General features: G+C 73.2%; 23 protein-coding genes. 14 read left to right on the forward strand and 9 right to left on the reverse strand.

What is annotated here, in order from left to right; all coding sequences use genetic code 11:
- Positions 1 to 2 precede the first annotated feature (2 nt).
- Positions 3 to 971 carry a PAC2 family protein gene (locus tag ACQPW6_RS05315; protein ID WP_433888363.1) on the forward strand — a complete coding sequence of 323 codons (969 nt, stop codon included), beginning with the start codon at positions 3 to 5 and terminating at the stop codon, positions 969 to 971.
- 13 nt (positions 972 to 984) lie between these two features.
- Here ACQPW6_RS05315 and mshC read toward each other — a convergent pair whose 3' ends face one another.
- From mshC to ACQPW6_RS05335, 4 genes are all read right to left on the reverse strand, one after another.
- Positions 985 to 2,214, reverse strand: a complete 1,230-nt coding sequence (gene mshC, locus ACQPW6_RS05320; protein WP_433888364.1) for a cysteine--1-D-myo-inosityl 2-amino-2-deoxy-alpha-D-glucopyranoside ligase — start codon at positions 2,212 to 2,214, stop codon at positions 985 to 987.
- Between the two features lie 61 nt (positions 2,215 to 2,275).
- On the reverse strand, positions 2,276 to 3,151 hold the full coding sequence (locus ACQPW6_RS05325; protein WP_433888365.1) for an SCO1664 family protein: 876 nt from the start codon (positions 3,149 to 3,151) through the stop codon (positions 2,276 to 2,278).
- Positions 3,115 to 3,702 carry a DUF3090 domain-containing protein gene (locus tag ACQPW6_RS05330; protein WP_433888366.1) on the reverse strand — a complete coding sequence of 196 codons (588 nt, stop codon included), beginning with the start codon at positions 3,700 to 3,702 and terminating at the stop codon, positions 3,115 to 3,117. The genes ACQPW6_RS05325 and ACQPW6_RS05330 overlap by 37 nt, the downstream gene beginning before the upstream one ends.
- A gap of 100 nt (positions 3,703 to 3,802) precedes the next feature.
- Positions 3,803 to 4,531: a histidine phosphatase family protein gene (locus ACQPW6_RS05335; protein WP_433888367.1), complete on the reverse strand. Its 729-nt coding sequence runs from the start codon at positions 4,529 to 4,531 to the stop codon at positions 3,803 to 3,805.
- A gap of 202 nt (positions 4,532 to 4,733) precedes the next feature.
- On the opposite strand from ACQPW6_RS05335, the gene ACQPW6_RS05340 reads away from it, so the two are divergent.
- The 10 genes from ACQPW6_RS05340 (at position 4,734) to ACQPW6_RS05385 (ending at position 14,742) form a co-directional block, all read left to right on the forward strand.
- Positions 4,734 to 5,345: a hypothetical protein gene (locus tag ACQPW6_RS05340; RefSeq protein WP_433894431.1), complete on the forward strand. Its 612-nt coding sequence runs from the start codon at positions 4,734 to 4,736 to the stop codon at positions 5,343 to 5,345.
- Between the two features lie 568 nt (positions 5,346 to 5,913).
- Complete coding sequence (locus ACQPW6_RS05345) at positions 5,914 to 6,669, forward strand: SDR family NAD(P)-dependent oxidoreductase (protein ID WP_433888368.1); 756 nt, start codon at positions 5,914 to 5,916, stop codon at positions 6,667 to 6,669.
- A 28-nt stretch (positions 6,670 to 6,697) separates the two neighbouring features.
- Positions 6,698 to 8,173, forward strand: a complete 1,476-nt coding sequence (locus ACQPW6_RS05350; RefSeq protein ID WP_433888369.1) for an NDP-hexose 2,3-dehydratase family protein — start codon at positions 6,698 to 6,700, stop codon at positions 8,171 to 8,173.
- Positions 8,174 to 8,178: 5 nt separating this feature from the next.
- Entirely contained in the window at positions 8,179 to 9,204 is a 1,026-nt protein-coding gene (locus ACQPW6_RS05355) for an NAD-dependent epimerase/dehydratase family protein (protein WP_433888370.1), read from the forward strand.
- Between the two features lie 63 nt (positions 9,205 to 9,267).
- A complete protein-coding gene (locus ACQPW6_RS05360) occupies positions 9,268 to 10,371 on the forward strand; it encodes a DegT/DnrJ/EryC1/StrS family aminotransferase (RefSeq protein WP_433888371.1) in 1,104 nt (367 codons plus the stop codon).
- Positions 10,368 to 10,970 (forward strand): dTDP-4-dehydrorhamnose 3,5-epimerase family protein, encoded by a 603-nt coding sequence (locus ACQPW6_RS05365; protein ID WP_433888372.1) that lies wholly within the window; start codon positions 10,368 to 10,370, stop codon positions 10,968 to 10,970. Before ACQPW6_RS05360 ends, ACQPW6_RS05365 begins: the two co-directional genes overlap by 4 nt.
- Before the next feature lies 1 nt (position 10,971).
- On the forward strand, positions 10,972 to 11,859 hold the full coding sequence (gene rfbA / locus ACQPW6_RS05370) for a glucose-1-phosphate thymidylyltransferase RfbA (RefSeq protein WP_433888373.1): 888 nt from the start codon (positions 10,972 to 10,974) through the stop codon (positions 11,857 to 11,859).
- Between the two features lie 30 nt (positions 11,860 to 11,889).
- Positions 11,890 to 12,915, forward strand: a complete 1,026-nt coding sequence (rfbB, locus tag ACQPW6_RS05375; RefSeq protein ID WP_433888374.1) for a dTDP-glucose 4,6-dehydratase — start codon at positions 11,890 to 11,892, stop codon at positions 12,913 to 12,915.
- 23 nt (positions 12,916 to 12,938) lie between these two features.
- A complete protein-coding gene (locus ACQPW6_RS05380; protein WP_433888375.1) occupies positions 12,939 to 14,114 on the forward strand; it encodes a glycosyltransferase in 1,176 nt (391 codons plus the stop codon).
- A 109-nt stretch (positions 14,115 to 14,223) separates the two neighbouring features.
- Positions 14,224 to 14,742 (forward strand): GNAT family N-acetyltransferase, encoded by a 519-nt coding sequence (locus ACQPW6_RS05385; RefSeq protein ID WP_433888376.1) that lies wholly within the window; start codon positions 14,224 to 14,226, stop codon positions 14,740 to 14,742.
- A gap of 22 nt (positions 14,743 to 14,764) precedes the next feature.
- Here the strand turns inward: ACQPW6_RS05385 and ACQPW6_RS05390 are convergent, their stop codons facing one another.
- On the reverse strand, positions 14,765 to 15,814 hold the full coding sequence (locus ACQPW6_RS05390; RefSeq protein WP_433888377.1) for an LLM class F420-dependent oxidoreductase: 1,050 nt from the start codon (positions 15,812 to 15,814) through the stop codon (positions 14,765 to 14,767).
- A 148-nt stretch (positions 15,815 to 15,962) separates the two neighbouring features.
- On the opposite strand from ACQPW6_RS05390, the gene ACQPW6_RS05395 reads away from it, so the two are divergent.
- Together ACQPW6_RS05395 and ACQPW6_RS05400 are read left to right on the forward strand one after the other, a co-directional pair.
- Entirely contained in the window at positions 15,963 to 16,943 is a 981-nt protein-coding gene (locus ACQPW6_RS05395) for an aldo/keto reductase (RefSeq protein ID WP_433888378.1), read from the forward strand.
- A gap of 221 nt (positions 16,944 to 17,164) precedes the next feature.
- A complete protein-coding gene (locus ACQPW6_RS05400; protein ID WP_433894432.1) occupies positions 17,165 to 19,489 on the forward strand; it encodes an AAA family ATPase in 2,325 nt (774 codons plus the stop codon).
- Between the two features lie 94 nt (positions 19,490 to 19,583).
- On the opposite strand, the gene ACQPW6_RS05405 is transcribed toward ACQPW6_RS05400, so the two are convergent.
- On the reverse strand, positions 19,584 to 20,192 hold the full coding sequence (locus tag ACQPW6_RS05405) for a hypothetical protein (protein WP_433888379.1): 609 nt from the start codon (positions 20,190 to 20,192) through the stop codon (positions 19,584 to 19,586).
- 225 nt (positions 20,193 to 20,417) lie between these two features.
- Between ACQPW6_RS05405 and ACQPW6_RS05410 the strand changes: the two genes are divergently transcribed.
- A complete protein-coding gene (locus tag ACQPW6_RS05410; protein WP_433888380.1) occupies positions 20,418 to 20,606 on the forward strand; it encodes a DUF5703 family protein in 189 nt (62 codons plus the stop codon).
- Positions 20,607 to 20,649: 43 nt separating this feature from the next.
- Here the strand turns inward: ACQPW6_RS05410 and ACQPW6_RS05415 are convergent, their stop codons facing one another.
- The 3 genes from ACQPW6_RS05415 to ACQPW6_RS05425 all read right to left on the reverse strand — a co-directional run bounded on the left by ACQPW6_RS05415 (position 20,650) and on the right by ACQPW6_RS05425 (position 23,299).
- The gene (locus ACQPW6_RS05415; RefSeq protein WP_433888381.1) at positions 20,650 to 21,462 is read right to left on the reverse strand and encodes a chaplin; all 813 of its coding nucleotides are present in this window, start codon (positions 21,460 to 21,462) and stop codon (positions 20,650 to 20,652) included.
- 121 nt (positions 21,463 to 21,583) lie between these two features.
- Positions 21,584 to 21,817 carry a chaplin gene (locus tag ACQPW6_RS05420; protein WP_433888382.1) on the reverse strand — a complete coding sequence of 78 codons (234 nt, stop codon included), beginning with the start codon at positions 21,815 to 21,817 and terminating at the stop codon, positions 21,584 to 21,586.
- A 147-nt stretch (positions 21,818 to 21,964) separates the two neighbouring features.
- Positions 21,965 to 23,299 (reverse strand): M20/M25/M40 family metallo-hydrolase, encoded by a 1,335-nt coding sequence (locus ACQPW6_RS05425; RefSeq protein ID WP_433888383.1) that lies wholly within the window; start codon positions 23,297 to 23,299, stop codon positions 21,965 to 21,967.
- Positions 23,300 to 23,407 lie beyond the last annotated feature (108 nt).

Consider the following 23,407-nt stretch of genomic DNA (forward strand, 5'->3'; position numbering starts at 1 on the left):
GGGTGATCGAGCTCGAGGGAGTACCCGAGCTGATCGACCCGGTCATGGTGGCCGCGTTCGAGGGCTGGAACGACGCCGGGGACGCAGCCTCCACCGCGGTCGGCCACATGGACCGGGAGTTCAAGGGAGAGGTCTTCGCCGCGCTCGACGCGGAGGACTACTACGACTTCCAGGTCAACCGGCCCACCGTGTGGATCGACGCCGGGGTGCGGCGGGTCACCTGGCCGACCACCCGGCTGTCGGTGGTCCGCATCCAGACGCCCAAGCCGCGCGACCTGGTGCTGGTGCGCGGGATCGAGCCCAGCATGCGCTGGCGCTCGTTCTGCAACGAGATCCTGGGCTTCGCGCACGAGTTGGGCGTGGAGATGGTGGTGGTGCTGGGCGCCCTGCTGGGCGACACCCCGCACACCCGGCCGGTGCCGGTCACCGGGGTCACCTCGGACCCGGACCTGGCCACCGCGCTCAACCTGGAGGAGTCGCGGTACGAGGGGCCGACCGGCATCGTCGGCATCCTCCAGGAGGCGTGCACGCATGTCGGCATCCCGGCGGTGAGCCTGTGGGCGTCGGTGCCGCACTACGTGTCGCAGCCGCCGAACCCGAAGGCGACGCTGGCGCTGCTCAACCGGCTCGAAGACCTGCTCGACCTGCGCATCCCGCAGGGCGAGCTGCCGGAGGACGCCCGCGCCTGGCAGGTCGGGGTGGACCAGCTCGCCGCGGAGGACACCGAGGTCGCGGAGTACGTGCAGACCCTGGAGGAGGCGCGGGACACCGCGGAGCTGCCGGAGGCGTCGGGCGAGGCGATCGCCAAGGAGTTCGAACGCTATCTGCGCCGCCGCGACCCGCAGACCGGCGGCGGCTACGCGAGCGAGGGCGGCGACGGAGTCCCGCACTTCCGGGACCGCCCGCCGCCGGCCGGCCGCAAGGACGAGGACGTCCCCCCGGATCCGGAGGACCCGGACCCGGAGGAGTAGCCGCGCCCGTCCCTTACAGGGCCACGCCCAGCAGCGCGTCGACCGCGCGGGAGGCGAGGCCCGGGGCGCCCGGGTCCGTGCCGCCCTCCGCGGCCTGGCGGGCGCACCACTCGTCCACGGCCGCCAGAGCGGCCGGAGCGTCCAGGTCGTCGGCCAGCGCCTCGCGGATCCGCTCGACCAGCGGCTCGGCCGGCGGGCCGTCCGGGCGGGAGACGGCGGCGCGCCAGCGCGCCAGGCGCTCGACCGCCTCGGCCAGCACCCGGTCCGTCCACTCCCAGTCGGCCCGGTAGTGGTGGGCGAGCAGCGCCAGCCGGATCGCGGCCGGGTCGACGCCGGCCGCCCGCAGCGCGGAGACGAAGACCAGGTTCCCCTTGGACTTGGACATCTTCTCGCCGTGCAGCGCCACCATGCCGGCGTGCACATAGGCCTTGGCGTACGGGTACTCCCCGGTCAGCACCTGCGCGTGCGAGGCGCCCATCTCGTGGTGGGGGAAGGCCAGGTCGGACCCGCCGCCCTGGACGTCGAAGCCCATCCCAAGGTGGTCGAGCGCGATGGCCACGCACTCGATGTGCCAGCCGGGCCGCCCGGGGCCGAGCGTCCCGCCGTCCCAGCTCGGCTCGCCCTCACGCGCGGACAGCCACAGCATCGGGTCGAGCGGGTTCTTCTTGCCCTCGCGGTCCGGGTCGCCGCCGCGCTCCGCGGACAGCCGCCGCATGGCGGCCGCGTCGAGCCCCGACACCTTGCCGAAGTCGGCGTCGCACTCGACGGAGAAGTAGATGTCGCCGTCCAGCTCGTAGGCCGCGCCGGCCTCCCGGAGCCGCTCGATCAGCGGCACGATGCCGGGGATCGCCTCGACCGCGCCGATGTAGTGGGCCGGCGGCAGCATCCGCAGTGCGGTCATGTCCTCGCGGAAGAGCGCGGTCTCGCGCTCGGCGAGTTCGGTCCAGTCGGTGCCGGTGGCGGTGGCCCGCTCCAGCAGCGGGTCGTCGACATCGGTGACGTTCTGTACGTAGTGGACCTGGCGCTTCGTGTCCAGCCACACGCGCTGCACGAGGTCGAACGCGGTGTAGGTGGCCGCGTGCCCCATGTGGGTGGCGTCGTAGGGGGTGATCCCGCAGACGTAGATGCGGGCGACCGGACCGGGGTCGATGGTCAGCGGACCACCGGTCGAGGTGTCGTGGAGACGGAGAACGCGTCCGGTGCCGGGAAGGGCGGGGACGTCGGAAGCTGGCCAGGCATGCATGTCATGAGATTAACCGGGTGGTCGGCTGTCAAAACGACCGGGCGCGGCGCAACTGCCCCGGTCAGACCGGCGGCCAGGGAATCGACGGCCACCGGCCGCCCGGCGCGGGGTGCACGCCGGCCGCCAGCAGGGCCGCGACCCGGTCCCGTACCGCCTGCGTCTCAGCCGCGGTGATCAGGCCGCCGAGCGCCTGTCCCAGCGGGCCGTCCAGCTCCGCGGCGAGCCCGGTGAGCACCCCGACGGCCTCCTCCGGGAGCGGTTCGCCGGCCCAGCCCCACAGCAGGGTGCGCAGCTTGTCCTCGGTGTGGAAGGTCACACCGTGGTCGATGCCGTAGAGCCGGCCGTCGGCGGCGGTGAGCAGATGGCCGCCCTTGCGGTCGGCGTTGTTGATGACGGCGTCCAGGACGGCCAGCCGGCGCAGCCGGATGTCGTCGGCGTGCACCAGCAGCGCGGTGCGGCCGTTCTCCAGCTCGGCCTGGACCACCGCCTTCCAGCCGGGGGCGGGTTCCAGCTCCTCGGTGAGCGCCAGCAGCGCGCCGGCGTCACCCTCCGCGACGCCGCCGCCGTCACCGTCCTCGGCGCCCTCCGCCGCCTCGTCCTCGGCGGGCGACTCGATCCAGAGCTGGACCATGCCCTCGCCGTACGGCCCGTCGCGCAGCACGGTGGGCGGCACCAGGCCCCAGCCGGTGGCCTCGGAGACCAGGTAGGCCGCGACCTCGCGCTGGGCGAGGGTGCCGTCGGGGAAGTCCCACAGCGGGCGCTCGCCGGCGACCGGCTTGTAGACGCAAGGGACGGTGACGCCCTCGTGGACGGTCTCGCAGAACAGCACCGCGTTGGACGCGTCACGCACCCGTCCGCGTACCGCGAGCTCGCCGTCGGTGAGGGCCGCGGTGCCGGGGCTCAGGCCGACCTCCGGTACCCGTTCTGACGCGGACATACGTGCCCTTCCGGATCCAGGGGGAGGCTGCACAGCGGGCAGGGCGGCCGGCCGGCCGAGACCACGTCGAGCGCGCGTTTGGCGAAGGACCGGGCCTGGGCGCCGGTGAGCAGCACCCGCAACAGCGGCGGCCCGTTCTCGTCGTCCTGGAGCAGTTCCTCCTCGGCGGCCTCCAGGTCGTCCTCCTCGCCGGCCAGCTCGACCAGGGCCTGCGCCTCGATCACCATCCGGTCGTTGGCGCCGTCCCAGGCCAGTGCCATGGTGCCGACCCGGAACTCCTCCTCGACCGGTACGTCGAGCGGTCCGCTGTCGGCCATCTCGGTGGGGGCGACGGCCGGCACCGGGGCGTTGCCGCCGGTGCGCCGCACCACCTCGTCGAGGAGTTCGTCGATGCGTTCGGCGAGCGCGGCGACCTGGGTCTTCTCCAGTGCCACGCTGGTGGTCCGGCCCGAGGCCGTGGCCTGCAGAAAGAACGTTCGCTGACCCGGCTGGCCAACGGTACCGGCCACGAAGCGGTCCGGGTGTTCGTAGAAGAAGACCTGGCGGGGCACGTCCTGCTCCGTTTGCTCGGCTGTGTGTCTGTGCGGCGTCTGCTGCGGACGGTGTCCCACCCGCCTGGTCGCCGGACCACCACCTTACTGCGGAAGCTGATCACGAGGTGCCGGTGGAGCCCCCCACCACCGCGTCGTCCGCCGCCGGGCCGGCCGCGGCGCCGCCCTCGGGGCCGGCCGCCGGGCGGGGCGGCGGGGTGAGCGCGGTGAGTTCGCCGGTGTCGCCGAGCCGCAGCAGGAACGGCCGGTGCGGGGTGTAGCGGATCACGGTGACCGAGCAGGGGTCGGTGCTGATCCGCTGGAAGAGGTCCAGGTGCATGCCGAGCGCGTCGGCGACCAGCGACTTGATGATGTCGCCGTGCGAGCAGAGCACGTACAGCGCGTCGGGCCCGTGCTCGGCCTCGATCCGGTCGTTCCAGTCGCGCACCGCGTCCACCGCGCGGGCCTGCATGCCGCGCAGCGACTCGCCCTCGGGGCCGGGGAAGACCGCGGCGGAGGGATGCCGCTGCACGGTCTTCCACAGCGGCTCGTCGGCGAGTTCGCCGAGCTTGCGGCCGGTCCAGTCGCCGTAGTGGCACTCGCCGATCCGGTCCTCGGTGTGCAGCGGCAGTTCGGGACGGGTGTCGAGCAGCGGGCGTACGGTCTCCTGGCAGCGCTGCAGCGGGCTGCTGACCACGGCGGCCAGCGGCAGCGCGGCGAGCCGGGCGGCGAGTGCGGCGGCCTGGTCGCGGCCGGTGTCGTCGAGGGCGACGCCAGGGCTCCAGCCGGCCAGCACTCCGTCGGCGTTGGCGGTCGAACGGCCGTGCCGGACAAGGATCACGGTGGGCATGCCCGCCACCGTAACCCTTCCGCGGCGGGCCCGTTGTGCTGGGTGACGGCCGTGGCGGGGAAGATCCCCCCGAGCCCCCACCACGGCCGCTGAATTCCTGCGATCCGCTGTCGCCGGCACACCTCTGGCTGTCCCACCCCCTGGGTAAGGTGCAACAGGGGTCGAGGGGCCCCTCAGCGTCGGTATCGCGAAGCAGGTGGAGATGTTCGGCAAGGCGACGAAGAGCCGACCGGTCGCACGCCGGTCCGGCCCCGCCGGTTCCGACTGGGCACCCTACGGCCGGCTCGAAGACGCCGCGGGCGCGTACTTCCTGCACGCGGACGTCGCGCTCGACGCCATCGCCGGGGTGATCGGCCGCCGCCGGGTGCGCGGCTTCACCCTGGAGCGGGTGGTGGATCTGACCGAGGCCGGCGCGTCGGTGTGGCAGGAGGCCGCGGTGTGCGACGGGCGGCGGCTGATCCTGTGGCACAGCGAGGAGCTGGCCGACGCCAAGGCGCCGGGCGGCACCGTGCTCGACTCGTCGGTGCAGGTGCTGCCGCTGGACTCGATCGGGCATGTCGGGATGCGCACCCTGGTGGGGCACGACGAGCTGGGGCGGCGGATCGACCGCGGGGTGTACCTGGTGCTGGCCACCGCGATGCCGCACGAGCTGCACGCGGTGCCCGCCGACTCCGACTCGCCGCTGCCGGCGGCCTCGGCGACGATCCGGCCCGAGGCGTTCCGGTTCAGCAAGTCGCTGGATGACGGCGGGCCCGGCCAGATAGCCCGGCTGATCGACTTCGGGCGGCTGCTGGGGCGGCTGGTCCCGAACTGACCGCGGCGCGGCGGGCCGGCCGGTCCGGGCGGCGGGGCACTATCCGGACAGCCGGGCGAGAGCACATTTCCGCCATCGGTCCAGGATCTGAGAATTAACCCGCGGCGGGGAATGTTCCGATTGCGTCACTCCGCGCGACGGCGGAGAACTCCGCGACCTGGGCTTTTCCCCGGCGGCGGTACATCCGGATGAACCGTTGGTGTGTCCACGGTGTTTCACTGATGTCAGCTACTGTCACAACAGCCTCCGCGGCATCGCCCTTGACATCGACATCAGGCCCGTGTCACGGTTTTGCCAGCGGCCGAACTGTGTCCGATTCCCGTCTGCGGCAACCGCACTGACGGCACGGCAGATCGCAGCGGATCGCCGAGCATCTCCACACATCGCAGGCGACTCGCGCCGCCCCCGCATTCGGCCGCAGAAAGCCGGATCGCGCATTCCGTTCAGCAGAGGTCCCGTCGGCCCGTCGGCCGCCGGGGCCTTTTCGTGCTGCCCGCGGGCCGCCCCGCGCGCGGCCGGCACCCCGCCTATTCCTAAGCCGAACCCGACAGGGAGAGGACGACCTCGCATGAGCAGGTTCACCGGCAAGACGGCTCTCATCACCGGATCAAGCCGCGGCATCGGCCGCGGTATCGCGGAGCGGCTGGGACAGGAGGGCGCCCGGGTCGCGGTGCACTACCGCGCCGACGACGCCGCCGCCAAGGAGGTCGTCGCGGCCGTCGAGGCGGCCGGCGGCAGCGCGTTCGCCATCCAGGCCGAACTGGGCCTGCCCGGCGACGCGGAGAAGCTGTGGGCGGCCTTCGACCAGGGCGCCGACGGCCTGGACATCCTGGTCAACAACACCGGCAGCGAGCCCCGTGAGATGGGCATCGCGGCCACCACCGCCGGCGGCTTCGACCAGCTGTTCGCGGTCAACGCCAAGGCGCCGTTCTTCGTCTCCCAGCTCGGTCTGGACCGGCTGCGGGACGGCGGCCGGATCATCAACATCTCCTCCGGCATGAGCCGCGACCCGGGCGCCCAGCCCGACTACGTGGCCTACGCGATGACCAAGAGCGCGCTGGACACCCTGACGGTGGCGCTGGCCAAGCAGCTCGCGCCGCGCGGCATCACCGTCAACTCCGTGGCCCCCGGCCTGATCGAGACCGACACCACCAACGCCAAGCTCTTCAACGAGCAGATGCGGCAGTTCGCCACCTCGATGATCCCGCTCGGCCGGCTCGGCAGGACCGAGGACGTGGCCGGCACGGTCGCCTTCCTCGCCTCGGCCGACGGCGGCTGGGTGACCGGCCAGTGGATCGACTGCTCGGGCGGCATGTCCCTTTGAGCCGGAACCTCGATCGAGGAGACGTGTGATGGCGTCGACCGATGCCCTCGAACTACCGCTGCTCACGCCCGGAGTGCTCTCCCCGCGATACGAAACCGGCACGCTGCCCGAATTCCACCGCATGCTGGCGGCGGCGGGCAGCCGGATCTTCACTCGTACCGAACGCATAGCGCTGGAAAGTCTCGACGGCTGGCACCGGGACCCCGACAGCGGCTGGCTCCGGCATCGCAGCGGCAGGTTCTTCTCGATCGAGGGTCTGCGGGCGCGAGTGGCCGGCGCTCCCGTCGCGGAATGGTGCCAGCCGATCATCAACCAGCCGGAAACCGGGATACTCGGCATCCTGATAAAGGAGTTCGGCGGGGTGCCGCACTGCCTGATGCAGCTGAAGGCCGAGCCGGGAAACCGTGGTGGGCTACAGCTGTCGCCGACCGTGCAGGCCACCCGCAGCAACTACACCGGTGTGCACGGCGGCAAGGCGGTGCCGTACCTGGACTACTTCCGGCAGGCGCCGGCGCACCGGGTGATCGCCGACATCCGCCAGTCGGAGCAGGGCTCGTGGTTCCTGCGCAAGCGCAACCGCAACATGATCGTCACGACCACCGACGACGTGCCCGAGCAGGACGGCTTCAGCTGGCTGAGCCTGCGCCAGGTGCTGCGCCTGCTGCGGCACGACGACCTGGTCAACATGGACACCAGGACGGTGCTGTCCTGCCTGCCGCTGGCTCCCGGCGGCCGGCCGCGACAGCCGGGGCGGGACGACGGGTTCACCGCCGCGCTGCTGCGGTCCTGCGACCCGGCGGCCGGCAGCAGGCACCCCGGCCGGGAGATCCGCTCCTGGATCACCGAGGTGCGCAGCCGTACCGAGGTGGACGTGGAGTCCGCGCCGCTGGACCGGCTGGCCGGCTGGCGGCAGGACGGCCGCAGCGTGCGGCACGACTCCGGCCGCTTCTTCGAGGTGATCGGGGTGCGGGTGGAGTCGGCCGGCCGGGAGGTCGGCGGCTGGACCCAGCCGATGCTGGCCACCGTGGAGGACGGGCTGCTCGCGCTGCTCGTCACCCGGATCGACGGGGTGCTGCACGCACTGATGCACCTGCGGGTCGAACCGGGCCTGGTGGACGTCGCCGAACTCGCCCCGACCGTGCAGGCCACGGTCGGCAACTACGCCGAACTGCCCGCCGCCGCCCGGCCGCCGTTCCTGGACGAGGTGCTGGCGGCCGGCCCGGAGGCGATCCGCTTCGACAGCATGCTCTCGGACGAGGGCGGCCGGTTCTTCCAGGTGAGCAACCGGCACCTGATCGTCGAGACCGGCACCGCGCACCGGCACCCGGACTACCGGTGGATGCCGGTGCACCAGCTCGCCGGGCTGCTGCGGCACTGCCACTACCTGAACGTGCAGGCGCGCAGTCTCGTCGCCTGCCTCTACGGCCTGCTCGCCGAATCGGCGGCGCGGGACGCGACGACCGGCACCGCGGCCGCCGACGGCGCGCCGGAACAGAAAGGCTGACGACCATGACGACGCCGACGCGCGGCGAAGCCGCAGGACAGGGCGATCCCACCGGGGGCGAGGACCGGCCGCTGGTGGCCGTACTCGGTGCCACCGGCTTCATCGGCTCCGCCGTACTGGCCGGGCTGGCCCGGCGGGACCTCAGGGTGCGGGCGGTGGCCCGTCGCCCCGCGGACGTGCCCGCGGACGCCGCCGCGGACATCGAGGTGGTCACCGCCGACCTCACCGACCGGCAGGCGCTGGCCGCCGCCGTGAAGGGCGCGGACACGGTGATCCACGTCCTGCTCTGCGAGGGCGGCTGGCGCGCCGCCGAGCAGCCGGGCGGCGAGCGGGTCAACGTCGAGGTGATGCGCGACCTGCTGGACCTGCTGCACAACGCGCCGCCGGAGAACGGCCGGCGCCCGCTGGTGATCTACGGCGGCGCCGCCTCGCAGGTCGGGGTGCCGCCGCGGGAGCCGCTCGACGGCACCGAGACCGACTACCCGGCGACCGTCTACGACGAGCAGAAGCTGACCGCGGAGCGGCTGCTGATGCGGGCCACCGCGGCCGGCTGGGTGCGCGGGATCAGCCTGCGGCTGCCGACGGTCTTCGGCGAGGGCACCGTGCCGGGCACCGCCGACCACGGGGTGGTGGCGGCGATGGCCCGCCGGGCGCTGGCCGGCGAGCCGATCACGCTGTGGCACGACGGCACGGTGCGCCGGGACCTGGTGCACATCTCCGACATCGCCGCCGCGTTCCTGGCCGCGATCGACCGCCCGCAGCGGCTGGTCGGCAGCCACTGGCTGCTGGGCGCCGGCCACGGGGACGCGCTCGGCGACGTCTTCCGCAGCGTGGCCAGGTTCGTGGCGACCCGTACCGGCACCGAGCCGGTGCCGGTCACCTCGGTGCGGCCGCCGGCCCACGCCCCGGAGACCGACTTCAAGAGCGTGACGATCGACTCCACGCCCTTCCGCGCGGTGACCGGCTGGCGGCCGGCCGTCCCGCTCGACGAGGGCCTGGACCGCACGGTGGCCGGCCTGCTGAGCGGCTGACCGGCCTTTCCCCCGTCCCACCGCCGAACTCCGCACCCGTTGTACGCCCGAGAAGGGGAGAGCGTGACCACCTACGTCTGGGACTACCTGCCCGAGTACGAGAACGAGCGCGAGGACATCCTCGGTGCCGTCGAGAAGGTCTTCAGCTCCGGCCGGCTGGTGCTCGCCGAGAGCGTCAAGGGCTTCGAGGAGGAGTTCGCCGCCTACCACGGCGTCGGGACCTGCGTCGGAGTGGACAACGGCACCAACGCCATCAAGCTCGCCCTCCAGGCGCTCGGCGTCGGCCCGGGCGACGAGGTCGTCACGGTGTCCAACACCGCCGCGCCGACCGTCGTCGCCATCGACGGCGCCGGCGCCACCCCGGTCTTCGTGGACGTCAACGAGGACGACTTCCTGATCGACACCGATCAGGTCGAGGCGGCTGTCACCAGCCGCACCAAATGCCTGCTGCCGGTGCACCTCTACGGCCAGTGCGTGGACCTGGCGCCACTGCGCGCGCTGGCCGACCGGCACGGCCTGGCCCTGCTGGAGGACTGCGCGCAGGCGCACGGGGCACGGCAGCACGGCCGGCTCGCCGGCACCACCGGCGACGCCGCCGCGTACTCCTTCTACCCGACCAAGGTACTGGGAGCGTACGGGGACGGCGGCGCGGTGCTCACCTCGCGACCCGAGGTCGGCACCGCGCTGCGCAAACTGCGCTACTACGGCATGGAGAAGACCTACTACACCGTGCAGACACCGGCCCACAACAGCCGTCTGGACGAGGTACAGGCCGAGATCCTGCGCCGCAAGCTCACCCGCCTGGACGCCTACACCGCCGCCCGCCGCGAGGTCGCCAGGCGCTACGCGGAGGGCCTCGGCGACACCGGCCTGGTGCTGCCGAAGGTCAACGAGGGCAACGAGCACGTCTACTACGTCTACGTGGTCCGCCATCCGCGCCGCGACGAGATCATCGAGCGGCTCAAGGCCCACGACATCAGCCTGAACATCAGCTATCCGTGGCCGGTGCACACGATGTCCGGCTTCGCGCACCTCGGCTACCGGCAGGGATCACTGCCGGTCACCGAGAAGCTGGCGGGCGAGATCTTCTCGCTCCCCATGTACCCGTCGCTGCCCGCCGGTCTACAGGACAAGGTCATCGCGGCGATACGAGAGGTTCTGACATGAAAGTACGTGAACTGGCGGTCACCGGGGCCCTGGAGTTCACGCCCGAGGTCTTCCCCGACGGGCGCGGGCTGTTCCTCTCCCCCTTCCAGGGGCCGGCCTTCACCGAGGCGACCGGCGGGCGCTTCCCGCTGGCGCAGAGCAACCACAGCAGGTCCAAGCGCGGGGTGGTGCGCGGGGTGCACTACACCGCCACCCCGCCGGGATGCGCCAAGTACGTGTACTGCCCGCGGGGTTCGGCCATCGACATCGTGGTGGACATCCGGGTCGGCTCGCCGACGTTCGGGCAGTGGGACTCGGTGCTGATGGACCAGCGGGACTTCCGGGCGGTGTACTTCCCGGTCGGCCTCGGGCACGCGTTCATCGCGCTGGAGGACGACACGGTGATGTCGTACATGATCACCAGCAGCTACGTGCCGGAGAACGAGCTGGCGCTGTCGGTCACCGACCCGGCGCTCGGCCTGCCGATCCCGACCGACGTCACCCCGGTCTACTCCGACCGGGACATCGCCGCGCCGACCCTGGCGCAGGCGCGCGAGCGCGGGCTGCTGCCGGACTACCGGCAGAGCCTGGAGATCGAGCGGCGAGAGAGCGGACGCTGAGATGAAGGGCATCATCCTGGCCGGCGGCAGCGGCACCCGGCTGCGCCCGCTCACCGGCACGCTGTCCAAGCAGATCCTGCCGGTCTACGACAAGCCGATGATCTACTACCCGCTCTCGGTGCTGATGCTGGCCGGGGTCAGGGAGATCCTGCTGATCTCCTCGCGGGACCACTCGGAGATGTTCCGCACCCTGCTCGGCGACGGCTCCCGGCTGGGCCTGCGGATCGAGTACGCCGAGCAGGACCGGCCCAACGGCATCGCCGAGGCGCTGATCATCGGCGAGGACTTCGTCGGCGACGACCAGGTCGCGCTGGTGCTCGGCGACAACATCTTCCACGGCCCGCGGTTCTCCGCGCTGCTCGGCGACGCCTACCGGGAGCTGGACGGCTGCGCGCTGTTCGGCTACCGGGTCAGCGATCCGCAGCGGTACGCGGTCGGCGAGACCGACCGCGCCGGCCGGCTGCTGTCGCTGGAGGAGAAGCCGGCCAAGCCGAAGTCCAACCTCGCGGTGACCGGCCTGTACATGTACGGCAACGACGTCCTGAAGATCGCCAGGACGCTGGCCCCGTCGGCCCGCGGCGAGCTGGAGATCACCGACGTCAACAAGGTCTACCTGGCGCAGGGCCGGGCCCGGCTGACCGAGCTGGGCCGCGGCTTCGCCTGGCTCGACATGGGCACCCACGACTCGCTGCTGACGGCCGGGCAGTACGTCCAGCTGGTCGAGCAGCGGCAGGGCGAGTGGATCGCCTGCGTCGAGGAGGTGGCGCTCAACCGGGGCTTCATCACCGCCGACCAGTGCTACCGGCTCGGCGTGGAGATGGCCGGCACCGCGTACGGCTCCTACGTCCAGGAGATCGCCGGCCGCGGCGGCGCGCTGTCCCCCGCGTGAGGGTCCCGACCAGCCGAGGAGGTGCACGGCATGCGGATACTCGTGGCCGGCGGCGCCGGGTTCATCGGTTCGCACTTCGTCCGGCAACTGCTGGGCGGCGCTTACCCGGACCTCGCGGGCGCCGAGACGGTCGTCCTTGACAAGCTCACCTACGCGGGCAACCCCGCCAACCTGGCCGCGGTCCGCGGCCACCCGCGCTACCGGTTCGTCCTGGGCGACATCTGCGACGGGGATCTGGTCGGCTCGCTGCTGCGCGGCACCGACCTGGTGGTGAACTTCGCCGCCGAGACCCATGTGGACCGCTCGATCGACGACGCCGGCGCGTTCGTCAGAACCAACGTCCTGGGCACCGACACCCTGCTGCGGGCCGCGGCCGGCGCCGGGTCCGGCCTGCGCCTGGTCCATGTGTCGACCGACGAGGTGTACGGGTCCATCGCCACCGGCTCCTGGCCGGAGGACCACCCGCTCGCGCCCAACTCCCCCTACGCCGCATCCAAGGCGGCGTCGGACCTGCTGGCGCTGTCCTACCACCGCACGCACGGGGTGGATGTACGGGTCACCCGGTGCTCCAACAACTACGGGCCCTACCAGTACCCGGAGAAGCTGATCCCGCTGTTCGTCACACGGCTGCTGGACGGCAGGACCGTCCCGCTGTACGGCGACGGCGGCAACGTACGGGACTGGCTGCATGTGGACGACCACTGCCGGGCCGTCGCCGCGGTGGCCGCCAAGGGCCGGGCCGGCGAGGTCTACAACATCGGCGGCGGCACCGAGCTGGCCAACACCGAACTCACCGACGAGTTGTTGCGGCTGCTCGGCCGCGACCGCTCGTCGGTGGTGCGGGTCGAGGACCGCAAGGGCCACGACCGCAGATACGCCGTCGACCCGGCCAAGATCGCGGCCGAGCTCGGCTTCCGGCCGCGGGTCGGGTTCGCCGACGGCCTGGCCGGCACCGTCCGCTGGTACCGGGAGCACCGCTCCTGGTGGGAACCCCTGGCGGCGGCCGCCGCGGCCAAGGCGACGGAGAACGAGAGCGACCGCAAGAGCACCGAGTAGACCCGAGGGAAAGAGAGAGGTCCATGCGGATCCTGTTCACCACCACACCGACGTTCTCGCACACCACCCCGATGGTTCCGCTGGCCCAGGCGGCCCGGCTGGCCGGGCACCAGGTGCTCTTCGCGGGCAGCGGCGTCACCCTCAAGACCGCCGCCGGGGCCGGGCTGCCGGTGCTCGACGCGGGCGGCGGCCACGACCTCCAGGAGATCCACCGCAGCTTCGTGTCCAACCCGGCCAACCACATGCTGCCGTCCGACGAGGCGGTCAAGGCGTTCGTCGGCATGATGTCGCAGATCGGGCAGCTGATGCTGCCCAGCCTGGTGCAGACGGCCAGGGAGTGGGGGGCCGACATCGTGGTCACCCCGGCCTGGCTGCCCTGGGGCATGCTGGCCGCCCGCGCCTCGGGCGCGCTGTCGGTGCTGCACGGTATCGGGCTGCGCTACCCGGCGGTGCCGTGGATGGCCATGCAGCCGCCGGAGTTCGTCCGGCAGCTCGGGGTCACCGAGTTCCCCGACCACTGCGACGCCGAGGTGGCGCTGAGCCCGGCGTCGCTGGAGGCGTTCAGCCCGACCGCGCCCGGCGACGTGCCGTTCCCGGTGCTGAACATGCGGCCGTGCACGTACAACGGCTCCGGGCAGCTGGAGCCGTGGCTGCTGCGCAAGCCGGACGGCGACCGGCCGCGGATCGCGATCACCATGGGCACCGCGACGGCCGTGCACAGCTGGCCCACCGTGCTGAAGGCGGTCGTGGAGGGGACGGCCGACCTCGACGCGGAGGTGGTGCTGCTGCCCGGCGGGGTGGACGTCGCCTCGATCATCGGCCCGCTGCCCGGCCATGTGAAGGTGCTGGACTTCGTGCCGCTGAGCGCGGTGCTGCCGCGCTGCGACGCGCTGGTCCACCACTCGGGTATGAACTCGATGTTCTCCGCGCTCGCCGCGGGCGTGCCGCAGATCCCGCTGCCGGTGGCCGCGGGCGACGCGCCGGTCAACGCGATGGTGGCCGGCCGGCGCGGCACCAGCGTGTCGGTGGACCGGACCGCCGTCACACCCGAGGCGATCGGCAAGGCGCTGCGCGAGGTGCTGCAGACCTCGTCGTACCGCACCGCGAGCGAGGAGGTGGCCGCGGAGATGGCGGCGATGCCGTCCCCGTACGAGGTGGTGGGGCAGCTGGTCGAACTGGCCGGCGCCCGCACCCGCTGAGCCGGGCCCCTGGTTCGCCGGGGCGGCGAGCGCGCCGCCCCGGCACCGCCGGCCGGGCCCCAACGCCCTTGAGAGCCGCAGGACTTCAGGACTGTAAGGAGACGACCCGATGCTCCCGATACGTCGCGCCACCGTGGCCGACGCCGCCGCCCTCACCGAGCTGCGCGCGATGATGCACGACGACATCAACGGCCCGCACCCGCGCGAGTGGATGAAGGCCTGCGAGGAGGTCACCGCCGACCGCCTCGGCAACGACCCCGACTTCTACGCGTACGTCGCCGAGGACGGCGACAACGGCGTGGTGGCCTGCGTGACCGGCGAGATCCGGCCGCGCTTCCCCAACCCCGAGTCGGCCGCGAGGATCTTCGGCTTCGGGATCGCCCTGTGCACCCGCCCCGAGTACCGCCGCCAGGGCCTGGGCGGCACCCTGCTGCACACCCTGGCCGAGCGGTTCATCAAGGAGGGCTGCGAGCGGGTGAGCATTTTCGCGTCCAAGCAGGGCGCGCCGCTGTACCGGCTGATCGGCTACGAGGACCTCAGCGACGTGGCGCTGGCGATGAACCGCTTCGTGGACCATCCGCTGCCGGTCAACCGGTACACCAGCACTCCGGTGCCGCCGGAGCTCTAGGCCGAGTCTGAGCGGTGACGGGTCAGGCCAGGCCGGCGTGCTCCAGTGCCTGGACGCCGGCCCGCAGGCCCGCCACCCGCTCCTCCAGGGTGAAGCCGGCCGGGGTGAGGTTGAGCGTGTTCACCCCGGCGTCGGCGTACGCCCGCATCCCGTCGGCGATCCGCTCGACGGAGCCCAGCAGGCAGGTGGATTCGATCAGCTCGTGCGGCACCGCGGCGGCGGCGCCGGCCTTGTCGCCGGCCAGGTACTTCTGCTGGATGTCGGCGGCCTGCTCCTCGTACCCCATCCGCCGCGCCAGCTGGTTGTAGAAGTTCTGCTTGGCGCTGCCCATCCCGCCGACGTACAGGGCGGTGTACGGGCGGAAGATGTCGGCGAGCGCGGCGACGTCGTCGCCGAGCGCGAGCGGCAGCGTCGGGGAGACGTCGAAGCCGTCCATGGTCAGCCCGGCCTTCTCCCGGCCGGCCCTGATGTGCCGCAGCGCGGTGTCCTCCAGATGCGCGGCGGACGGGAAGATCAGCAGCGCGCCGTCGGCGATCTCGCCGGTCTGCTCCAGGTTCTTCGGGCCGATGGCCGCGATGTAGAGCGGGATGTGCTCGCGCTCGGGGTGCACGGTGAGCTTGATCGGCTTGCCGGGGCCGCCGGGCAGCGGCAGCGTCCAGTGCTCGCCCTGGTGGGTCAGCCGCTCCCGGGACATCGCCTTGCGGACGATCTCCACGTACTCGCGGGTGCGGGACAGCGGCTTGTCGAACTTCACGCCGTACCAGCCCTCGGAGACCTGCGGCCCCGAGACGCCCAGGCCCAGCCGGAACCGGCCGCCGGTCAGCGAGTCGAGGGTGGCGGCGGTCATCGCGGTCATCGCGGGGGTGCGGGCCGGGATCTGGAAGATCGCCGAGCCGACGTCGATCCGCTCGGTCTGCGCGGCGACCCAGGCGAGCACGGTGGCGGCGTCGGAACCGTACGCCTCGGCGGCCCAGCACACCGAGTAGCCGAGCCGGTCGGCCTCCTGGGCGACGGCGAGGTTGTCCGCGTCCATGCCCGCGCCCCAGTAGCCGAGGTTGATTCCGAGCCGCATACCGCTCCCCTTTGCTGGCCTCTTCCGGCCTGTACTGACCGGTAACGTCGTTGTCACCCCGGACTTTAGCGCCCTGTGAGCCTCTCGCGACCTGTCGGGTACGTCACTGCCGCCCATTCGGCCTGTGCGGGCAGTAATCTCAGCGCCCATGGAGCATAGGCATCTCGGGCGCACCGGGCTGCGCGTGTCCCGGCTCGGGCTCGGCACGCTCACCTGGGGTCGCAACACCGGCGAACGCGACGCCGCGGATCTGCTCAAGGCGTTCTGGGACGCCGGCGGCACGCTGGTCGACACGGCGGACGTGTACGCCGACGGCGGCGCGGAGTACCTGCTCGGCCGGCTGATCGAGGACCTGGTGCCGCGGGCCGACCTGGTGATCGCCACGAAGGCGGGCAGCGTGCCCGACCCCGATCGGCGGTTCGACACCTCGCGCGGGCATCTGCTCTCCGCGCTGGACGCGTCGCTGCAGCGGCTCGGAACCGACTACGTGGACCTGTGGCAGGTGCACGCCTTCGATCCCGGTACGCCGATCGAGGAGACCCTCCAGGCACTGGACATCGCTGTCAGCTCCGGCCGGGCGCGGTACGTCGGGGTCTCCAACTTCTGCGGCTGGCAGCTCGCCAAGGCCGCGACCTGGCAGCTGGCCGGGCCGGGGCGGACCGTGCTGTCCAGTACGCAGATGGAGTACTCGCTGCTCCAGCGCGGAGTGGAGCGCGAGGTGCTGCCCGCGGTGCTCGACCTCGGGCTCGGGCTGCTGCCGTCCTCGCCGCTCGGCCGCGGCGTGCTCACCGGCAAGTACCGGGACGGCATCCCGCAGGACTCGCGGGGCGGCTCGGAGGACCTCGCCGGCTTCGTGGACCCCTACCTGGACGAGACGGCGGGGCTCATCGTGGACGCGCTCGCCATAGCCGCCGACGGGCTCGCCGTCACGCCGCTCCAGGTGGCGCTCGCGTGGGTGCGGGACCGGCCCGGGGTCACCGCGCCGATCCTCGGCGCGCGCAACGCGCAGCAGCTCGCGGCGGCTTTGTCGGTGGAGGCCCTTAGTCTTCCTGATGAGATCTGCCAGGCGCTGGACGATGTCTCGGCGCCGCTGCACCGCTATCCGGACCACGATTGGAGCACGCTCTGACCGGGTCCGCCGCACCACGGAGGCCGCTCGCTGTGACCGACACCACCCCCGCCTCCGGCGCGGACCGCCCCTCCCCCCGCCCGGCCCCCGACCTGGCCGGCCTGGCCGCCGCGGTCCGCTCGATCGAACGAGGCGAGAACCCCTCGGCCCCCGCCCCCCGCGGCGACGCGGCGGAGGCCCGCCGCAAGCGCCGCGAGGCGATGGCAGCGGAGGCGGAGGCGATGCAGGCAGCCGAGCTCGCCGCGGCGCAGGGCGCCCCGCCCGGCGAACCGGCTGCCGCGGCGGCGCCCGGAGAGCCCGAACCCCCGGCCGTGGCGGCCGAACCGGCTGCCGCCGAGGCCGAGCACGATGCGCCGGCCGCCGCCGAAGGCGAAGGCGACACCATGGAGCCGTCCGCCGCCAACGCCCCGGCCGCGAGAGCCGGTTCGGCCAACCCGGAGGCAGACGCCGGCGACAGCCCGGCCGCCCCATCCGCAGGGGGTAGTTCGACCGCTACGAGCGAACCCGCACCGCCCGGAGCGGAAGCGGAGCCCGCGCGGCAGGCGACCGACGGCCCCGCAGCCCCGGGCGCGGGAGCAAGCGCGGTCTCGGCGGCCCCGGGCCGCGGAGCGGCAGGTGACGCCGCCGGCCAGGGCGCAGCCCAAGGCTCGGACCCGAGCGCCGCAGGCCGCGTGCCGACAGGCAGCCTCACCGCCCCGGGCGGAGCCCAAAGCCCGGGCGGAGCCCAAGGCACAGACCCGAGCACCCCAGGCGGCGTGCCGGCAGGCAGCCTCACCGCCCCGGGGGGAGCCCAAAGCCCGACTTCCCGGGGCGAAGCCCGACGAGCCCCGGTCTTGGACCCTGAGGCCATCGCCGCCGCGCGGGATGTGCTTGTCGCGGGTGGGGCGCCCGGGGAGTTGGCGGAAGAGGCCGTGCGGGTGCTCGGGGAGGGGGCCGGAGGGGCGCTGCGGGGGGATCCCTGGCTGGTGCTCGGGGTTGGCGGGGTGCGCGTCGAGGACGGGGACGCGTTCGCGCGGAGCGTGCTCGGCGGGGAGTGCGGGCCGGGGGACGAGCGGCGGGGCAGGGCGCTGGTCGGGCGGGTGCTGGAGGATGCCGCGCGGCACGGGCACACGGCGGTGCCGTCCGCCGAACTGCTCGCCGCGCTCGGCGGTCACGCCGTTCCCGATCCGCCCGCCGCGATGTCCGCCGCCGTCGCCGAGGGCCAGGTCTTGGTCTTCCGGGACGCGTCGCAGCCCCTCCCGGAAGCCGCCCCCGACGACGAGGAGGAAGCCGAAGCCGACGTCCCCCTGCTGATCGGCCTCGACCGCTACGCCCTCGCGGAGGAGAGCCTCGCCGACGGCCTGATCCGGCTGCTGCGCTCCTTCGACACCGAGGCGGACTGGGAGCAGGCCGCCACCGCCGCCCCCTCCCCTTCCGCGGCGGAGCTGATCCGGGCCGCCGCGTCCTCCGGCCTGGTCGTGCACACCGGCGGCGAGGCCGCCCGGCACGAGCCGGCCGCCCTGGTGTCCGCCGCCCGCGCCGCGGGCCTGCGCGCGTACGCCGCCGCGTACACCGACGACAGCCGCCGCAGGCTCGCCGAGGCCGTCGGCGATGACGCCGCCGTGACCGTCGCCGGCCTGCTGGCCGGCCGCCACGGCCCCGGCCGCGCCCCTGACGGCACCCTCGCCCTGGACCTGCTCGCGGTGTTCGACGCCCCGCAGTTGGGCGTCGAGGAGGCCGCCGACCTGGTGGAGGCCGTCCCGGACGGCGCCCGCCTGGTGCTCAGCGGCGATCCGAACGTGCTGTGGTCGGCCGGCCCCGGCCGCGCGTTCGCCGACCTGCTCGCGGCCAAGTGCTGCCCCCGCGTCTCCTCCCGCACCCCCGACCCCGGCCCGATCGGCGAACTCGTCTCGGGCATCGGCGTGGGCGAACTCGCCGCGGTCGAGGCGCCGGACAAGGAGGTCGTGGTGGTCCCGGTCCGCGACCCGCGCGAGGCCGTGCTGCGTGCCGTCCAGCTGGTCGCCGACTCCGTGCCGCGGGCCATCGGCGTGCCCCCGGAGCGCACCCAGGTGATCACCCCGGCGCACGGCGGCGCCGTCGGCACCCGCGTGCTGAACGCCGCGCTCAAGGAGCGGCTGAACCCCGGCCCCGGCCGGTTCGGCGGCTTCGACCCCGGCGACCGGGTCGTCCACGTGCCGTTCCCGGGCCGTACGCTGCCCGGCACGGTGGTCGGCGCCGAGCCGGACGGCCTGCTGCTCGACGGCCCGCAGGGGCGGTTCCTCGTCCCGCGTGCCGACGTGGCCGGAACCGTACGGCACGGCTGGGCGATCACCGGCCACCAGGCGGCCGGTGCCCGCTGGCCGGCCGTGGTGGTGGTCGTCCCGGGCGACGCGGGCCCGCTGCTGACCCGCTCGTGGGTCTACAGCGCGTTCGCGCGTGGCGAACGTCACCTGTCGGTGGTCCAGGGCGCGGACCAGGCGCTGGCCGCGGCGGTGGCCGGCGCGCCGGCCAAGGAGCGCACGACCCGGCTGACTTCGGTCCTGAAGGAGCTGGCCGCCGACTCCTGAGGGCCGGCGAAAGGCCCCGCGCGCCAGCGCAAGGGGGCCGGGGGCGGGCCCTCAAGCCCCTCCCCCGGCCCACGCCGCCCACCGGCCGCCCCGCTCAGTCGGGATCGAGCACGCCCAGCTCGTCGTCGAAGACCGCGCTCACGTCGAAGCGGCACACCACCAGCTGCGGGTCGGCCTGTTCGAAGGGCGCGTCCAGCCACTCCCCCGCCTCGGCCGGCTCCGCCGCGGTCACCCACAGCGTGGAGTCGCCCTCCTCCAGGCCGAACTCCTTGTGCCGCTGGGCGATCTCATCGGGCTCGTACTCCCCGAAGATCACCCCGACCGCCGAGTTGACGGTGCTGCCCACCGGCACCTCGTCCGCCTCACTGGCCCGCCTGGCCTGGGCGAACAGCCGCTCGGGCGAGACGATCGTGTAGTCGCGGCGGATCAGCACGCTGATCGCCTCGGGGTCCTCGGGCCCCGCGTACTCGGGCAGCTTGTCGCCGGCCGGCACCTCGAACGGGGTGACCTCGTCGTAGGTGTCGTACAGCAACTCGTCGTAGGACTCGGCCGCCGCGGCCAGTTCCTCGAAGGCCGCGAAGACGGCGGGGTCGTCCTCGCCGGTACGGTTCTCGATCGCCTCAAGGTGCCGGTCCAGGGCGGCCTTGACCGCCTCTACGGCGGCACGGACCTCGGCAACGGTGGGCTGCACGTCATCAGACATGAGGCAGACGCTATCCGCACCGGGGCGCTGCCCGCACAGTAGATACGCATCTGATCCGTCAGCAGTGTGGCGGGAGGGCCCGGGGAAGCGCGCCGGGGCCGTCGCGGCGGGGCGGAGGACCCCGGGGCGGTGCGGCCGGAACCTGCCGTCGGCGAGCCTGTGACCTGGGTGTTGATTTCCCAGGATCGTTGCCGCGCCGGGGTGTTGCCCGCACAATGGGAGGCGATGGCGGAATACGAATTCAGAGAGATGTATGTGGCCCGCGGGGTGTCCCGCAAGGACGCGACGCGGCTGCTGACCGACGAGGCGGAGTACGGGCACTGGGAGCTCGACCGGGTCCGGCTGTTCGCCGACGGCAGCCGCCGGGTGCGGCTGCGCCGGCGGATCATCCGCCAGGTGCGCGCCACCTGGTGACCGCGGGACGGTGGCCGGCGACGGCCCCGCCCCGCGGAGCGGTTCAGCGCGCGGAGCGCCGGGCGCGCCGGTAGAGCACGGTGCCGCCGAGCAGCAGCGCCCCGGAGGCGGGTGCCAGCAGGCCGACACCGCCGGCGCCGGTGTGCGCGAGCGTCTCGGTGCCGGTTCCAGGCGTGCCGGCCGCGGGTGTCACCGCGGAGTGGCCGGTGCTGGGCGTGGCCGCGCGCGGCGCCGCCGGGCTGCCGGCGGTCGCCGGGTGGCCGGAGCCGCCCGGGTTGCCCGACCGGCCGGGGGTGCCGCCGCCGGGGTGCGCCGGGTGGCCCGGTGTCGTCGGCGGGCAGGGCTTGGTCGGCGGGGCCGGGTGGGTCGGCGGCGCCGGATGGGTCGGCGGGGCCGGGTGGGTCGGCGGTACGACCATTTCCGAGCACTTGTTGCCGATCGCCGGGTTCAGCGCGCCGACGACATTGACCGTGTTCCCGCACAGGTTGACCGGCACGTGCACCGGCACCTGGACGGTGTTGCCCGAGCCGACGCCCGGCGAGTGCGAGCTGCCGCCGGTGGCGCCGGAGCCGCCGCGGGGGCCCGCGGTGCTGCCGGAACGGGCGCCGGGGCCCGAGACGTTCGCACACCGGTTGCCGATCGCCGGGTTCAAAGCGCCGACGACGTTGACGGTGTTCCCGCACGCGTTGACCGGCACGTGCACCGGCACCTGGACGGTGTTGCCCGAGCCGACGCCCGGCGAGTCCGCGGCCGTGCCCGCGGCGCCCGCGTCGGCGTGGGCCAGACCGCCGCCCGCGGCGATCACCCCGCCGGTGGCCACCACGGTGAGCAGGCCCTTGGCTGCGACCTGTCGCATCACTTCCCCCAAACTTCCCCTGCCCGCAGGGGCTCAAGAAACGGAGAGCGGCCCCGGAGTGCGTGTCGCACCCGGGGCCGGCCCGGCCCTAGACCGCCGGGAGTCGGCGGTCAGCCAGGGATCACTGGTTGACGCAGGTGTTGCCGAAGGCAGGGTTGAGGAGCCCGATCACCGACACGGTGTTCCCGCACAGGTTCACCGGGATGTGCACGGGCACCTGGATGACGTTGCCGGACAGCACGCCGGGCGACTGCACGGCCGCACCCTGGGCACCGGCATCGGCGGTGGCCAGCCCGGCGCCGGCGAGCACCAGACCACCGGCGGTGGCGGCGACAGCTGCGATCTTCTTGATCATTTTCTTCCTCCTCATCGACAAACGCGGTCCCAAACCCCGGACCACACCCGTCGTAACGACGCTGGAGGAATAGAGCTACGAAAGCACCGGGCCGTTCACCCGTACCGGCGAAATCGAGCGCCGGTACGGGTACACACGGCCGATCCGTCAGCTGTGTTCGATGAAGCGGTCGAGCACCCGCACGCCGAACCGCAGGCCGTCCACCGGCACCCGCTCGTCAACTCCGTGGAACATCCCGGCGAAGTCCAGCTCGGGCGGCAGCCGCAGCGGGGCGAACCCGAAGCAGCGGATGCCCAGGTCGTCGAACGACTTCGCGTCGGTGCCGCCGGAGAGCATGTACGGCACCGCGCGGGCGCCCGGGTCCTCGGCGACCAGCGCGGTCTGCATGGCGTCCACCAGCGCGCCGTCGAAGTCGGTCTCCAGCGCCTTGTCCGAGTGCAGCGTCTCGCGCTTGACCTTCGGGCCGAGGATCCGGTCGAGGTCGGCGAGGAACTCGTCCTCGTAGCCGGGCAGGAAGCGGCCGTCGACATGGGCGGTGGCCTGGCCGGGGATCACGTTGACCTTGTAGCCGGCGCCGAGCATCGTGGGCGCGGCGGTGTTGCGCAGCGTGGTGCCGATCATCTTGGCGATGCCGCCGAGCTTGACGAGGGTGGCCTCCATGTCCTCCGGGTCGAGGTCGGCGCCGTACGCGTCGCCGAGCTCGTCCAGGAAGCCGCGCACCGACTTGGTGACCCGGACCGGGAACTCGTGCCGGCCGAGCCGTCCGACCGCCTCGCACAGCTCGGTGATCGCGTTGTCCTTGTTGGTCATCGAGCCGTGCCCGGCGGTGCCGTCCACGGTGAGCCGCATCCAGTGCATGCCCTTCTGGGCGGTCTCGATCAGATACAGCCGCAGATCGTCGTTGACGGTCAGCGAGAAGCCGCCGACCTCGCCGATCGCCTCGGTGACGCCCTCGAAGAGCTCGGGGTGCTTGTCCACCAGGTAGCGGGCGCCGTAGATGCCGCCCGCCTCCTCGTCGGCGAGGAACGCCAGCACGATGTCGCGCGGCGGCTTGCGGCCGCTGCGCAGCCGGTCGCGGACGACGGCGAGCGTCATCGCGTCCATGTCCTTCATGTCGACGGCGCCGCGGCCCCACACGCAGTCGTCGGCGACCTCGCCGGAGAACGGGTGCCTGGTCCAGTCGTCGGCGTTGGCCGGCACCACGTCGGTGTGCCCGTGGATGAGCAGCGCCGGCCGCGACCGGTCCTCGCCCTCGATCCGGGCGACGGTGGAGGCCCGGCCCTTGTGCGACTCGAAGATCCGCGGTTCGAGACCGACCTCGGCCAGCTTCTCCGCGACGTACTCGGCCGCGGCGCGCTCGCCGGGCCCCGAGTGGTCGCCGTAGTTGCTGCTGTCGATCCGGATCAGCTCACTGCACAGATCGACGACCTCGTCCTCGCCGCTCACCGCCGCGCCACCCGCCCTGCCCACCGACTCAACCACGCTGTTCTCCTCCTGATCACCCTGCCGGACCCCCGGCCCCGCCACCTGCCGCGCCGCGGCGGGAGCCCCAGGTCCCCCATACTCCCCCGGCCACCCCCGCGGCTCCAA

The organism is Streptomyces sp. CA-111067 (assembly GCF_050956065.1).
In the GTDB taxonomy this organism is placed as follows: Bacteria; Actinomycetota; Actinomycetes; order Streptomycetales; family Streptomycetaceae; genus Actinacidiphila.